This window comes from Streptomyces sp. NRRL F-5122, from assembly GCF_001507435.1.
GTDB classification, from domain to species: domain Bacteria; phylum Actinomycetota; class Actinomycetes; order Streptomycetales; family Streptomycetaceae; genus Streptomyces; species Streptomyces lannensis.
On sequence record NZ_LMWH01000275.1, the window covers coordinates 18553 to 30960 of the forward strand.

At 69.4% G+C, this 12408-nt stretch carries 13 protein-coding genes; 3 read left to right on the forward strand and 10 right to left on the reverse strand.

The annotated features are described in order from the left end of the window. Positions 1-80 precede the first annotated feature (80 nt). A complete protein-coding gene (locus ADL25_RS37945) occupies positions 81-365 on the reverse strand; it encodes a glutaredoxin family protein (protein WP_181923127.1) in 285 nt (94 codons plus the stop codon). Between the two features lie 173 nt (positions 366-538). Here ADL25_RS37945 and ADL25_RS37950 point away from each other — a divergent pair, with 173 nt between their 5' ends. From ADL25_RS37950 to ADL25_RS37960, 3 genes are all read left to right on the forward strand, one after another. Further along, positions 539-1465 (forward strand): HAD family hydrolase, encoded by a 927-nt coding sequence (locus ADL25_RS37950; RefSeq protein WP_079050864.1) that lies wholly within the window; start codon positions 539-541, stop codon positions 1463-1465. 655 nt (positions 1466-2120) lie between these two features. After that, a complete protein-coding gene (locus tag ADL25_RS37955) occupies positions 2121-2897 on the forward strand; it encodes an ECF subfamily RNA polymerase sigma factor, BldN family (RefSeq protein ID WP_059132479.1) in 777 nt (258 codons plus the stop codon). A gap of 243 nt (positions 2898-3140) precedes the next feature. Beyond that, positions 3141-4382 carry a DUF5667 domain-containing protein gene (locus ADL25_RS37960; RefSeq protein ID WP_059132480.1) on the forward strand — a complete coding sequence of 414 codons (1242 nt, stop codon included), beginning with the start codon at positions 3141-3143 and terminating at the stop codon, positions 4380-4382. An 87-nt stretch (positions 4383-4469) separates the two neighbouring features. On the opposite strand, the gene ADL25_RS37965 is transcribed toward ADL25_RS37960, so the two are convergent. The 9 genes from ADL25_RS37965 to ADL25_RS38000 form a co-directional block, all read right to left on the reverse strand. Then, positions 4470-5519 (reverse strand): lysophospholipid acyltransferase family protein, encoded by a 1050-nt coding sequence (locus tag ADL25_RS37965; protein ID WP_059132481.1) that lies wholly within the window; start codon positions 5517-5519, stop codon positions 4470-4472. A 14-nt stretch (positions 5520-5533) separates the two neighbouring features. Further along, complete coding sequence (locus ADL25_RS37970; RefSeq protein WP_059132482.1) at positions 5534-6595, reverse strand: NAD-dependent epimerase/dehydratase family protein; 1062 nt, start codon at positions 6593-6595, stop codon at positions 5534-5536. A gap of 323 nt (positions 6596-6918) precedes the next feature. Beyond that, a complete protein-coding gene (locus ADL25_RS47190) occupies positions 6919-7017 on the reverse strand; it encodes a 30S ribosomal protein bS22 (RefSeq protein ID WP_003948845.1) in 99 nt (32 codons plus the stop codon). A 142-nt stretch (positions 7018-7159) separates the two neighbouring features. Next, positions 7160-7372, reverse strand: coding sequence for a helix-turn-helix domain-containing protein (locus tag ADL25_RS37975; RefSeq protein ID WP_159045100.1), 213 nt, complete (start codon positions 7370-7372; stop codon positions 7160-7162). A gap of 129 nt (positions 7373-7501) precedes the next feature. Further along, a complete protein-coding gene (locus tag ADL25_RS37980) occupies positions 7502-8317 on the reverse strand; it encodes a phosphatase (RefSeq protein ID WP_059132484.1) in 816 nt (271 codons plus the stop codon). 120 nt (positions 8318-8437) lie between these two features. After that, positions 8438-9610 carry an acetoin utilization protein AcuC gene (locus tag ADL25_RS37985; protein ID WP_059132485.1) on the reverse strand — a complete coding sequence of 391 codons (1173 nt, stop codon included), beginning with the start codon at positions 9608-9610 and terminating at the stop codon, positions 8438-8440. Next, complete coding sequence (locus ADL25_RS37990; protein ID WP_199839279.1) at positions 9561-10772, reverse strand: MFS transporter; 1212 nt, start codon at positions 10770-10772, stop codon at positions 9561-9563. The genes ADL25_RS37985 and ADL25_RS37990 overlap by 50 nt, the downstream gene beginning before the upstream one ends. Before the next feature lie 66 nt (positions 10773-10838). Then, on the reverse strand, positions 10839-11540 hold the full coding sequence (locus tag ADL25_RS37995; RefSeq protein WP_059132486.1) for a VC0807 family protein: 702 nt from the start codon (positions 11538-11540) through the stop codon (positions 10839-10841). Positions 11541-11645: 105 nt separating this feature from the next. After that, the gene (locus ADL25_RS38000) at positions 11646-12290 is read right to left on the reverse strand and encodes an HAD family hydrolase (RefSeq protein WP_059132487.1); all 645 of its coding nucleotides are present in this window, start codon (positions 12288-12290) and stop codon (positions 11646-11648) included. Positions 12291-12408 lie beyond the last annotated feature (118 nt).

Sequence of the window (12408 nt, forward strand, 5' to 3'; positions counted from 1 at the left end):
CCCGAGACCATTCGCCATCGATCCTAAGCGACTTTCCGGATCAGTTGGACTACTCAGTCAGGTCACGCGGGCGCCGGGGTCTAGGCCAGGGCCTTGCGCAGGCGCTCCTCGTTCACACGCCAGAACGTGTGCTGCTCGCCGTCGACCAGCACGACGGGGATCTGCTCCCAGTACCGGCGATTGAGCTCCTCGTCCTCGGTGATGTCCTTCCGCTCCCAGGACACGCCGAGTTCACCGCAGACCTTCTCGACGACGATCTGTGCGTCGTCGCACAGATGGCAGCCGGGCTTGCGGATGAGGGTCACGATCCGGTCGCGGGGGTCCTGGTCGGTCTTGCGTCGAAAGATGGGACTCATGTCGGCCATTCTCGCCCCGCCGGGCGGGAGGGGGAGCCTGAGCGCGATAACCCGGCACCCCGGGCCGCCGGCCCGCCGCCACGCCGACGACATCACTTCTTTAACGACACGGTCGCGGAGAGTTCACAGCCTCCAAACCTCTCGACTCCGGAACCACCGAACAGACTGGCTATGCTCACGACATGGCCGCTCTCGGATGGCTCACTCCCCGTAGGCGCTCCGCCACGGCGCGGAGCGTTTTGGCAGGCGAGGCCTCGGCGGAGGCCGCGCGCAAGTCCTCGCAGGACACCGTGACGCAGGACGTCTCCGACCAGGAGCCGGACTTTCCGGTGCTCGGGGACGACAAGGCCGCGGCGTTCTTCGACCTGGACAACACCGTGATGCAGGGCGCCGCGCTGTTCCACTTCGGCCGGGGCCTGTACAAGCGGAAGTTCTTCGAGACGCGCGACCTGGCCAAGTTCGCCTGGCAGCAGGCGTGGTTCCGGCTGGCCGGGGTGGAGGACCCCGAGCACATGCAGGACGCCCGCGACTCGGCGCTCTCGATCGTCAAGGGCCACCGCGTCTCCGAGCTGATGTCGATCGGCGAGGAGATCTACGACGAGTACATGGCGGAGCGGATCTGGCCGGGCACCCGGGCGCTGGCCCAGGCACACCTGGACGCGGGCCAGAAGGTGTGGCTGGTCACCGCCGCACCCGTGGAGATCGCCACGGTCATCGCGCGCCGCCTGGGCCTGACCGGGGCGCTCGGCACGGTGGCGGAGTCGGTCGACGGCGTGTACACGGGCAAGCTGGTGGGCGAGCCGCTGCACGGACCGGCGAAGGCGGAGGCGGTACGCGCGCTGGCGACGGCGGAGGGCCTGGACCTCTCACGCTGCGCGGCGTACAGCGACTCCCACAACGACATCCCGATGCTCTCGCTGGTGGGCCACCCCTACGCGATCAACCCGGACACGAAGCTGCGTAAACACGCCCGCGCCCAGGACTGGCGCCTGCGCGACTACCGCACGGCCCGCAAGGCGGCGAAGGTCGGCCTTCCCGCGGCGGCCGGCGTGGGCGCGGTGGCCGGCGGCACGGCGGCGGCCATCGCACTGCACCGCCGCCGCCGCTGAACGACGCACCCCGCGAAGCAGCACCGCACCGCCGCGGCGGGCACCGGACGGCTGTGCGCCGGGCGACCGCGGGCACGGGACAGGTGTGCGCCGGGCGACCGCCCCTCCGCCTGTACCGAACGTGTGCGCCCCGGTCGACCACTGCGCCTCCGGCACCGGGCCCGGCAGGCGCCCGGACCAGCGGCCCGTACGCCTTTCCCCGCCGGCCCGGGGTGGGGAAGGGTGCCGTCGCTTCCGGGCACCCCGGCCCTCTATGTGACTGTGTGTGACGACGGACCGGTGGGCCGGACCGGCGCGGGGCCGTCCGCACGTGGCGGCAACTGTTCACGCGCGCGCCTCGCCCGGGTCGCAGGCACAGTTCCGGGGTCATACCCCCGCACCCTCCCCACCACACGCCCTTCGCTCACCCGGCCACAACACGCCCCGCACTGAGACGGAAGACGGACTCTTCCGATCAACAAGCGGTCACTCTAGGGCACTTGAGTGGGCGTCAATCGGCTACAGAAGCGACGTAATCGATTGTTTGAGCAACTGGGTGTAGTGCTGCCTGTACTAAGCGTTATTCTCCTCAGACGCAATCCGGTACCCCTCCGTCGCTACGACGGGTGAACGGTTCCGTACTGCACGTGATGGAAGCTCTGCCTCTGGGAGTCCCGTGTACCCACACGTCGGGGTTGACGCCTCGGGCCTGGCTACGCTGCGCGCAACGGTCCTCGACCTGTTGCGCGGCTTCGTCCCCACCGCGTACGCCGTGCCTGCTTTCGCCACCGCCGCACCGATCGGCCCGTGCTACGCGCTGGCCGACGGCAGCGCCGCGGTCGGTGGCCGACGGGGCCGCTCCGGCTCGGCCGCCACCACCGCACGCCGCCCGGCTGCGGACAGTGACAGCGCCCGCATGATGGACCTCGTGGAGCGCGCCCAGGCCGGCGAGGCCGACGCATTCGGGCGCCTGTACGACCAGTACAGCGACACCGTGTACCGGTACATCTACTACCGGGTGGGCGGCAAGGCGACCGCCGAGGACCTCACCAGCGAGACATTTCTCCGCGCCCTGCGCCGGATCGGCACCTTCACCTGGCAGGGCCGCGACTTCGGCGCCTGGCTCGTCACCATCGCGCGCAACCTCGTCGCCGACCACTTCAAGTCGAGCCGCTTCCGGCTCGAGGTCACCACCGGGGAGATGCTCGACGCCAACGAGGTCGAGCGGTCCCCGGAGGACTCCGTCCTCGAGTCCCTCTCCAACGCCGCACTGCTCGACGCCGTGCGCCGGCTCAACCCCCAGCAGCAGGAGTGCGTGACGCTGCGCTTCCTCCAGGGCCTCTCCGTCGCCGAGACCGCCCGTGTGATGGGGAAGAACGAGGGCGCGATCAAGACCCTCCAGTACCGGGCCGTCCGCACCCTGGCCCGGCTGCTGCCCGAAGACGCCCGCTGAACCCGCACGCTCCGCACACGCTCGGCAACATTCAACTCACCCTGCGTACACGGCCTTTGAGTTCGCGGTCCGATCATCCGTCGTCCGTAACCCAAGTGCCGAGCCGCTCGTTGTGCGGGATACAGGCTCCCTGTAGTCACCCCTGACCGTCCCCGGCCACCCGATCGTGTGGACGTGGTCAGTGCGTGCAACCCTCAGGATCCCCTGGGGAGTCGACCGTCATGATGAGAGGAGGTGCCGCCAGTGATCGCGAACGTATCGGCGCACCGGCGGGCGAACGCCTTCGCCCAGGCCTTGGAGGACCAGTCCGACGACCGGGGCACGGTGGCCGAGCCGCACGGAGGTTCGGCTCCGGCCCCGGATTCCGCGGAACGGACCGAGCAGGCCTGCCTGTTGGCCCTCGCGACCCGACTCGACGAGCTGCCGAGACCGGAGCTCGACCCCGAGGTGAAGGTCGTCCAGCGCGCGCGGTTGGTCGCAGCGATGGAGGCCATGCTTCAGGAGGGCACAGCCCTGGGGGGCGAAACGGCGAACCCTTCGGTACCCAGCCAGAAGGGAAGCGCCGCGACGGGGCCGCGGTCCCACCGGGCCCGCGGCGCCCACCGGGCAAGCCCGTTGGGGAAGTTCCGCCCGCGCACACGGCTCACCAAGGGGCTCGCCGCCGGGGGGCTCGGTGTCGGAGTGGCCGCCGCGTCCTTCGGCGGAGTGGCCGCTGCCAGTTCCGACGCGCTGCCGGGTGACTCGCTCTACGGCCTCAAACGCGGCATCGAGGACGTCAAACTCGGTATGGCCGAAGGGGACAACGACCGCGGTCGGCTCTATCTCGACCAGGCCTCCACCCGGCTGAACGAGGCCCGTCGGCTGATGGAGCGCGGCCGTGCCGGCCAGCTCGACCACGAGTCCGTGGGCGAGATCCGGCGCACCCTGTCCGGCATGCAGCACGACGCCTCCGAGGGCCACCGTCTGCTGCACGAGGCATACGAGCGGGACGGTTCCCTCGCCCCGATCCAGACCCTCTCCACCTTCTCCCAGTCGCACCGCGAGGCGTGGGGCGCTCTGCGCGACCGGCTTCCGGTCCAACTCGGCGACGTCAGTCAGCAGGTGACGTCGGTCTTCGACGCCATAGACCAGGAAGTCGCCCCGCTGCAGTCACTGCTGCCGCAGGCGCCGTCCCAGGGTGGCTCGGGCCGACCCCGGAGCTCCGCCCCGGGTGCCACCGACTCCGCCGGCACGGACGCACCCGCGCCCAGCGCCACCGCCTCCGGCAGCCGCAGTGGCGAGACGCCCGAGCCGTCCGCCTCCCAGAGCGGCGGTGACGGCCTGCTCGGCGGCAACACGGGCGGTCTGCTGGACCCGCCGAAGGACACCGGCAGCAGCTCCCCGTCGTCGAGCAAGAGCCCCTCGTCGGGGACGAACGTGACGCTCCCGCCGCTGCTCCCCGGCCTTCTGCCCGGCCTGGGGATCGACAGCGAGGAGAGCAGGTAGGGCCCGTAGGACGCACACGAGGACGGGGCGCCCCTGCCATCAGGGGCGCCCCGTCCTCGTGTGCGTCCTACGGGCCCAGCGGCAGGATCAGAAGAACACCGAGCGCCGCTGCACGAGCAGCTTGTACAGCGTGTGCTGGATCTGCTCCCTGACCTGGTCCGTCAGGTTGAACATGAGCATCGGGTCCTCGGCGGCCTCCGGCGGATAGCCGTCCGTGAGGATCGGCTCGCCGAACTGGATCGTCCACTTCGCCGGCAGCGGAATCGCGCCCAGCGGACCCAGCCACGGGAACGTCGGGGTGATCGGGAAGTACGGGAAGCCCAGCAGCCGGGCGAGGGTCTTCGCGTTCCCGATCATCGGGTAGATCTCCTCGGCCCCGACGATCGAGCACGGGATGATCGGGGTGCCTGCGCGCAGGGCCGTGGAGACGAAACCACCGCGGCCGAAGCGCTGCAGCTTGTAGCGCTCGCTGAACGGCTTGCCGATGCCCTTGAAGCCCTCGGGCATCACACCGACCAGTTCGCCGCGCTCGAGCAGGCGCTCGGCGTCCTCCGCGCATGCAAGGGTGTGCCCCGCCTTGCGGGCCAGCTCGTTGATCACCGGCAGGACAAAGACCAAGTCGGCCGCGAGAAGCCTGAGATGGCGGCCGGCCGGGTGGTTGTCGTGCACGGCGACCTGCATCATCAGGCCGTCCAGCGGGAGCGTGCCGGAGTGATTGGCGACGATCAGCGCCCCGCCCTCGGACGGGATGTTCTCGATGCCCTTCACCTCGACGCGGAAGTACTTCTCGTACACCGGCCGCAGCAGCGACATCAGGACCTGGTCGGTGAGCTCCTCGTCGTAGCCGAAGTCGTCGACCTCGTACTCGCCCGTGAGACGGCGGCGCAGGAAGGCCAGCCCCCCGGCGATACGGCGCTCCAGCCCGCCGCCCTCCCCGGGAGCGGCCTGCGGCTTTTCCTCAGGCGTCACAGGAACATCATCCTGCGGGATCTCCCTGCTGGGCAGAGGCTGCACCTCGCGGACCGCCGCGGGGTCGCCCTTGCGCCGGTTCCCCGCGCTCCGGCGGCGCTGCGGCCGCTGGGCGGCAGCCCCGCGGGACCGGTCGTCGTCGAACGGAATGACCTTGGCGTCCGCCATCGTTGATGCGCTCCTCAGTTGGCGCTCTGCGTCGGGAGGTGGCCACCGCCCAGGACGGGCAGTGCGGCGATCCGGTCCATGGCCCCCGCGAGGGCCTCCGGTGGCAGCAGTCCGGGCCCACGGCTGTGGACGAAGTCCGCGAACGTCTCCGCCGTCGTGTACTTGGGCTCGTACCCCAGTGTCTCGCGCATCTGTTCCGTCTCCACCACCCGCCCGTGGGTGAGCAGCCGGATCTGTTCGGGGGAGAAGTCCGTCATGCCCAGGGTGCGCATCGCCGAGCCGACCCAGGTGACCGCCGGCAACAGCAGGGGGACCGTCGGCCGTCCGAGGCGCCGGGCGCACTGCGACAGCAGCAACACGCCCTCGCCGGCCACGTTGAACGTGCCGCTGTTGAGCGTGCCGCGCTGCGGCTCGTGCGAACCGATACGCAGCACCTCGATCACGTCGTCCTCGTGCACGAACTGCAGCCGCGGGTCGTAACCGAGGACGGTGGGCAGCACGGGCAGCGAGAAGTACGAGGCGAGGGGCGAGTCGGCCATCGGGCCGAGGATGTTGGCGAAGCGCAGGACGCAGACCGCGACATCGGGCCGGCGCCGCGCGAAGCCGCGCACATACCCCTCGACCTCGACGGTGTCCTTGGCGAAGCCCCCGCTGGGCAGGGACTTGGGCGGGGTCGTCTCGGTGAAGACGGCCGGATCGCGGGGCGCGGACCCGTACACGTTCGTGCTGGACTTCACGACCAGCCGTTTGACCGTCGGGGACTTCTGGCAGGCGCCGAGCAGCTGCATCGTGCCGATGACGTTGGTCTCCTTGACCGTGGCCCGGCTGCCGCTGCCCAGTGGCGTGCCGGTCACGTCCATGTGGACGACCGTGTCGACGGAGTGCTCGGCGAGCACCCGGGCGATGGTGGGCTGGCGGATGTCGGCCCGGATGAATTCGGCGGCGCCCAGATGGTGATCGGGCGGGACCGCGTCCACCGCGACGACGCGGTCGACCTCCGGGTCACGCTGGATCCGTCGTACGAACCGGCCGCCGAGTCGGCGGGCCACCCCGGTCACGAGCACGACCTTGCCCAAGATCAGCGCCTCTCTTCCCTCGCGTCCAGTCGTGGACGCCACTCTGCCCGTCAGCCTGCCGCGTTCCCCGTATGCGGCCAACTTAGCGGTTCGATGTTGCGCTGTGATGGCCACCCGATGCACGAAGTGACGACACCTGCGAACGTACGACCGGACCAAGCCGCGTCTCCACAGACATACGCACGGCCGGACGCGGCCACCGGACGGCATGACGGGCCTCCGGCGGCGCGTCGCCCGGAGACGACAAGAGCCCCCCACCGATGGTGGGGGGCCACGGCGCAGACGTATGCGCGGAGCAAGGGCGCCCCTTTCGGGGCCGCGCCTTACTTCTTGTTGCGACGCTGAACGCGCGTCCGCTTGAGCAGCTTGCGGTGCTTCTTCTTGGCCATCCGCTTGCGCCGCTTCTTGATAACAGAGCCCACGACTACCCTCGCTCACTTCTCATCACTCGGTGCTGGGCGCCATGGGCCCATACGACCTACGAGGGGCTAGCCTACCCGCCCGAGCGCTGAGGTCGTAATCGAGGTGACCCGGGAGGCCCCGAGGGACCTCGCCGGGCCGCCGTCAGACCGTCTCCACCCCCACGTAGCTCTCGCGGAGGTACTCGTGAACCGCTTGCTCCGGCACCCGGAAGGACCTCCCCACCCGGATCGCCGGCAGATGACCGCTGTGCACCAGCCGGTACACGGTCATCTTCGACACTCGCATCACCGAGGCGACTTCCGCCACGGTCAGGAACTGAACCTCGTTCAGAGGCCTCTCGCCAGCTGCAGCCATGACACACCTGAACCTTCCGCACTCGACGGCCACCGGCTTCCCCTTCCGGTGACTCTTCGTCGCTGCGTGCTCACTCCCCAATGTAGGGGCGTGTGGTGCGAGTGGGGAAGAGGGGATGGCATCGGCGGCCTACTGTGACAGACACGCTCGATTGAGTACATAGCGAGTAAGCGGTCGGTAGTAATCAGACCGCACAGCGTCATCAAGTGGAACGACGACGGACACCCGCCCCTCTGCCTCCCCGACGAAGAGCGCAGGATCGTCCGTATCTGCCAGACCGATGGCCTCGAACCCCAGCTGACCTGCTCCGCAGACCCAGCCGTGGTCTCCGATCACCAGCTCCGGCAACGGCCCGCCGGACTCCGCGGCCGCGGCGAGCGCGGTGCGAACCGGCAGCGGCGAGTGCGAGTGCGCGCCGGGCTCACAACCGGCGCCTTCGGGCCCCGGTTTCCGTACCAGGGCGACTCCTCGTACGTAATCAAGGTTGTACGTGCGTAGACCGAACCGGGTCATTATGTCGACACAGCGACCCTGCGCCGGGGTGAGGACATCACATCCCGCCGCCGACAGCGCGTCCGCGATCGCGGCGTAGAAGTCGAGCAGTCGGTGCGGATGACCGGTGCCGAGAAGGACCGTGCCCCTGTGACGCGCCACCTCTTTGATCCGCTGGGCGAAGGCGTCCAGACCCTCCAGCGTGCGTTCCGGGTCGATCACATCATGCCCGGAGGTGCATCGGGGATCGGCCGAGACACCGCACTTGTCCGCCATCAGTTCGACCACATCCCGATGCCCCCACGACCATTCGGGATCGAGTCCGATCAGCAATCGGGGATCGCGGGCCGCGAAGAGCCGGTAACTGCGCAGGCTCTCCTCTCGCGACGTGGCCACGGGGCCGGCGAGCCGGGCGGCCAGCAGATGTGCACGCAGTGCTCCGGTGCTCAACACGTCAGCGATGCTGGCCCATCGCCGCCCATCACACGTACAGAACGGGGGAAACACCCCACAGTCGGCGTAATCGTGCGACCCTTCACACCACCCGCGCCCGCCCGCGGGAGCGGCGAACCGCTAGGCGAGCAGTCCCCGCAACGGGAACGCCGCCTTGCGTGCCGCGATCACCGCCTGGTCGAGACGGTCGGCGGGGTCGTATCCCGACTCCCAGTCCGCGTAGGCCACCGGCCACCGGCCGTCCGTCATCCGCCCCGGCGCCAACTGGCGGGTACGGGCGAAGACTTCCTGCCGCCAACTGTCGGGAATCACGGTCTCCGGCTCGATCGGCCGACCCGCCGCGATGGCCACCAGGTGCGTCCACGAGCGCGGCACGACGTCCACCACCGCGTATCCGCCGCCGCCCAGCGCGATCCAGCGTCCACCTGCGTACTCGTGCGCCAGGTCGTGGCACGCGACCTGCACGGCCCGCTGCGCGTCCAGCGACACGGCGAGGTGGGCGAGTGGGTCCTCGAAGTGGGTGTCCGCGCCGTGCTGGGTCACCAGCACCTGCGGCCGGAAGTCCGCGACCAGTTCGGGCACGACGGCGTGGAAGGCCCGCACCCACCCGGCGTCCCCCGTCCCGGCGGGCAGCGCCAGATTCACCGCACTGCCCTCCGCGGTCGGGGAACCGGTCTCCTCGGGCCATCCGGTCTGCGGGAAAAGGGTCCGCGGATGCTCGTGCAACGAGATGGTCAGAACCCGCGGATCGTCCCAGAACGCCGCCTGCACCCCGTCCCCGTGGTGCACGTCCACGTCCACATAGGCGATCCGCTCGGCACCCAGTTCGAGCAGCCGGGCGATGGCGAGCGAGGCGTCGTTGTAGATGCAGAACCCGGAGGCACCGCCCGGCATCGCGTGGTGCAGGCCGCCCGCGAAGTTCACGGCGTGCAGCGCGTCCCCCCGCCACACGGACTCGGCGGCGCCGACCGACTGACCCGCGATCAGTGCGGACACCTCGTGCATCCCGGCGAAAGCGGGATCGTCCAGGGTGCCGAGACCGTAGGCACCGTCGGCCGACGCCGGGTCCGCCGACGCGGCCTTGACTGCGTCCACGTAGTCCTCGCGGTGCACGAGTCGCAGCGTCGAGTCGCCGGCCGGCTTCGCCGCGACCACCTCGATGTCCCTGTCCAGCCCGAAGGCGTCGACGAGTTTCCTGGTCAGCGCGAGTCTGACCGGATCCATCGGATGCTCAGGTCCGAAGTCATAGCCCGTTACCGCCTCGTCCCACATCAGCTGTGCTCGGCCGCTCATGTCCGTCACCGTATCGGTCCGGACCCGTCCCGAACGAACGGGCGTACACCAGCGTCACCAGGACCAACACCATCGGCACGAGCATGGCGCCCCGATAGCTCCAGGCGTCCCCGAGCGCGCCCACGAGGGGCGAACCGACAAGGAAGCCCACGTAGTTGAAGATGTTCAGACGTGCGATCGCCGTGTCAGAGGCGCCGGGGAACAACCGGCCGGCGGCCGCGAACGTCTGCGGCACGAGCACGCACAGCCCCAGACCCAGCAGGGTGAACCCCAGCATGCCGACCCACGCCCCGGGTGCCCCCGCCACCACGGCGAACCCGGCCGTCGCCACCAGCGCACCCAGCCGGACCACCGCCACGGCGCCGAACCGGCGCACCCCGAAGTCCCCGATGGACCGCCCCAGCAGCGTTGTCACCATGTAGACGTTGTACGGAACCGTCGCCAGCTGCTCCGAGCTGCCCAGCGTGTCCTGCAGGTACTTGGCGCTCCAGTTGGAGACGGTCGAGTCGCCGATGTACGCGAAGGTCATCACCAGGCACAGCGGAAGCAGCAGCCGGAAGACCACCGGGCCTGCCTCGGCCTTCGGGACGTCCGCATCGGGACCGTCCCCGTCGACGTACCACCGGCTGACCAGGAACGTCGCGGGCAGCAGCACAGCCACCACCGGCAGATACGACACCCACAACGCCAGATGCCAGTGCGCGCCCGCCCAGGCCAGCGAGGCGCCGACGATCCCGCCCAGGCTGTAGGCGGCGTGGAAGCCGAGCATGATGCTGCGCCCGTACGTCCGTTGAAGACTCACCCCGAGCATGTTCATCGAGGCGTCCAGCGCACCCACGGCCAGACCGAAGGCGGCCAGCGAGACGGCCAGTTCGGCCACATGGCTCCCGGACCCCACTCCCAGCAGAGCGAGCAGCACCACGGGCTGCGACCAGCGCAGCAGCCGACTCGGCCGTATGCGCTTGACGAGCTGCTCGGTCGTGACACTGCCGACACCCGCGAGGATCGGCACCGCGGCGAGGAAGACGGGAAGCAGGGCGTCGGAGACCCCGTACCGGTCCTGGATGGCCGGGATCCGCGTCACCAGCAGGGCGAAGGTCGCGCCCTGCGCGAGGAAACTGAACGCCAACGAGGCCCTACCGCGCCGCAGCACATCGGTCATGGCGGCGAGCGTAGGGCCCCGGTTTACCGGTGGGTAGATCCAGTGAAAGATGATTTCTGTTCAGCTTCATCCGGCGGCAACGAGTGCCATCGGACGCTCCTCCGCGCCCTGGGCCCTCACCTCGGCGATGAGCATGTGCGCCATCGGCCCGGCGGCGAGGGCACCACTGACCACGAACCCGGTGACCATCGCGACGGCCAGGACGACCGAGCCCAGCCACACCATCGTGTCCACAGGCAGCGTGTAGGCGCCCACCACCCGCACCACGCACTCGACGAGCAGCACCACACCCCAGACGACCGAGAACACCCGCTCGGCCCGGCGGAACGCCGGGGACCCGCTCTGCAGCCGGCTCCAGGCCGCCTCCCTGTCGGCGGCGCCCTTCACCAGCCAGGGCTTCATGCCCGCCGTCATCATCGGCTTGCCCATGGCCACGGAGACCAGAATCCCGATTCCGATGGCGCTGCTCACCCCGCTGTCCTTGGCGAGCATCAGCCGCGGGTCGCCCGCGACGAAGCTCAGCAGCAGACCGACGACGTTCACGAAGAGGATGAGCGCGGCGAACGCGTTGATCGTGCGCTCCTCGACCACGCCCCACACCGTGCGTACGGCCGGGACGACGCTGCTGAGGCCGAGGGCCATCAACGTGCTCATCCCGAACGCGTCCTTGAACAGGTAGTACGAACCGATCGGCACCGCCACGTCCATGATCAGCGGCATGAAGTTCTGCTTCTTGCTCCGGCCCTGGGAAACCGAGTTCGTCGTCATGCCCTCAGCTTCGCGGCCGGGGCGGGTCCGCCGGTAGAAACGATCGTCCGGAGCCCGGCGTGACAAATGTCAGTGCCGACCCGGTGGCCGGAATCACGGCGCGTCTCATCCAAGCACGTCAGCCAACTCCCCCATGGTGGAGAACAGTTGTGTGGCACCCACGAGCCTGTCGGCAGGCGTCATCGCGGTGAACCCGTACACGTCCATCCCGGCGGCGACGGCGGCCCGGACACCGAGTGGGCTGTCCTCCACGACGAGGCAGTCGCCCGGGGCCACCCCCATCCGTTCGGCGGCGTGGAGGAACAGATCGGGTGCCGGCTTCCCTCGCCCGACGTCCTGGGAACTGAAGATTCGCCCGTCGACGAACCACCGGTCCAGCCCCGTGGTCCGGTGCCCCACCCGGATCCGCTCATGGCTCCCGGAGGAGGCCACACAGTAGGGAACCCCGTCGGCGGACAGCTTCTCCAGCACCTCCACCACACCGGGCACGGGCTTCAACTCCCGCTCGAACGCGGCGAAGACACGTGCGTGGAAGACATCGTCGAAGTCGGACGGCAGCCGCTCGCCCGTCCGCTCCTCTATCAGGTCGTGAACCCGGTGCATCGCGGATCCCATGAAGTCCCGGATGGAGTCCTCGTACGACGTCGGGTGCCCGATCTCGGTCAGATAGCCGGCCAGGAGCCGATTGGAGATGGGCTCACTGTCGACGAGAACACCGTCGTTGTCGAAGATGACGAGGTCATAGCGCATGGGTACGAGCCTAAACGAGCCGGAAATGCGGAAAACCCCGTACCAACGGTACGGGGTTTCCCTCACAATTTGTTCGGCGGTGTCCTACTCTCCCACAGGGTCCCCCCTGCAGTACCAT